A 682-nucleotide genomic window follows, 5' to 3' on the forward strand; every position below is an offset into this window, starting at 1 on the left:
CGAACTCATTGAACGTATAAAGTCATTAGAAGAACTACTCGTCCAGAAAGGAATCGCCATTGACAAAGCGAATCGTCAGAACAAGGCACTCGGCAAGCTCGTTTCAGGCAAGAAGTCCGAACGTCAGGAAAAGAATCCGCAAGCCTCGATGACGCAGGAGGAATTTGACAAGAAGAAAACAGAGCAGGCCGAAAAGAGAAAGGCACGCAAAAACAATGGTGCCAAGCGTGACATGCATTGCGAGATGGAAGAGGTGCATGTTACGATAGATCCAGTCATGGATGCAGGGCTTTTGAAGACGTTGCGTCTCTTCGGAACTCGTACCTGTATACGTTACAGCATGGAACCCATCAAATTCATCAAGACCGTGTATCACATCAACACTTATACTGATGGAAGTATCATGTATCCGGGGAAGACTCCGCCGGCTCTGTTGTTGAATTCTTCCTATTCACCTTCCTTTGCATCAGGACTCCTGCAGATGCGATACATCTATTCCATGCCGGTAGAGCGAATCATCAAATACTTTGCCGACAATGGGTTTACGTTAAGGAAAGCCACGGCAAACAAACTGATTGCCAGAAGTGCCGATGTTCTGGAAAACTTCTATAAGGCTATCTGCCAAGTAGTGTTGCAGCAGGATTATGTCTCGGCAGACGAGACATACCATAAAGTACTGTTA

The 682-nt window shown here is 46.0% G+C and carries 1 protein-coding gene; it reads left to right on the forward strand.

Annotated features, from left to right (window positions below):
- On the forward strand, positions 1-682 hold a 682-nt coding region (locus tag KSW37_RS15675), incomplete at both ends, for an IS66 family transposase (protein WP_217315386.1).

It is taken from the genome of Segatella copri (assembly GCF_019127135.1).
Lineage (GTDB): Bacteria > Bacteroidota > Bacteroidia > Bacteroidales > Bacteroidaceae > Prevotella.